Genomic DNA, 778 nt, shown 5'->3' on the forward strand with positions numbered 1-778 from the left:
AATATTGTGTATTTTTTTGAAATCCAGTCCGCAAGCTCCTGTGCCCGCAAAATATGTCTTGGATTATGGTCAAACCAACAGCGGGCTCCTCTGAACGAGCTTAAATCAACCTTGCTTTTTTCCAAAGCAACTCCATTCTTATAGCACATTGATTTTGAAAATTGCAGGGATAGACTTTCCCACCGGGGTGATTGTTCCATAAATCATAAAACTTGATCATTATTATCGGTATTTAGGGTTACGTGATTGCTTATATGTTTCTCTGGTATGGGCAAAATCCCAAAAGTTTTTTTCATCTGATCCCGAGTCAGCACACGTGAATATTTCTTCCAAAACTCTTTCCGTAACGATAACACTGTCTTTCTTGATGAGGATGCCCTGAATACCTTCTCCACATATCCTGCTGAAATCATCATTTTCATTAAATCCAAAATATTTTTTCGTGTCTGCTCCTACGGTATCTCCTAAAACAACTAAAGTATGAGTAACCTTTACATCAGGATAGGCAAACGACTGAACTTTTCCATAACGTTTTAAAAAGTAACAGGGCGGGGAAAGTTTTATATTCCCCTTTACGATACGGTCTTTTGCTTCGATTTTTATTTCTGCCTGATCTCCATTTTGCAATAATTTAAAATTGATCCCATCAACAGAAAACGTGTCCGTCACTTTTAAGATCTTCTTATTTTCCTGTGTTGTATTTTCTTTTTGGTCTTCAACTTTTGAGGTCTTTGCATCATTTTTACAGGAGGCCAATAATATTCCTACAAAAAAAAGC

The 778-nt window shown here is 36.8% G+C and carries 2 protein-coding genes; both read right to left on the reverse strand.

The window, feature by feature from the left end:
- Positions 1 to 200, reverse strand: a 200-nt coding sequence (locus GNY06_RS13605) for a hypothetical protein (RefSeq protein WP_212995070.1), incomplete at its 3' end; no start/stop codon positions are given.
- A gap of 22 nt (positions 201 to 222) precedes the next feature.
- On the reverse strand, positions 223 to 778 hold a 556-nt coding region (locus GNY06_RS02280), incomplete at its 5' end, for a hypothetical protein (protein ID WP_166518612.1).

Origin of the sequence: Elizabethkingia argenteiflava (genome assembly GCF_009904105.1) — a bacterium.
Classification (GTDB): domain Bacteria; phylum Bacteroidota; class Bacteroidia; order Flavobacteriales; family Weeksellaceae; genus Elizabethkingia; species Elizabethkingia argenteiflava.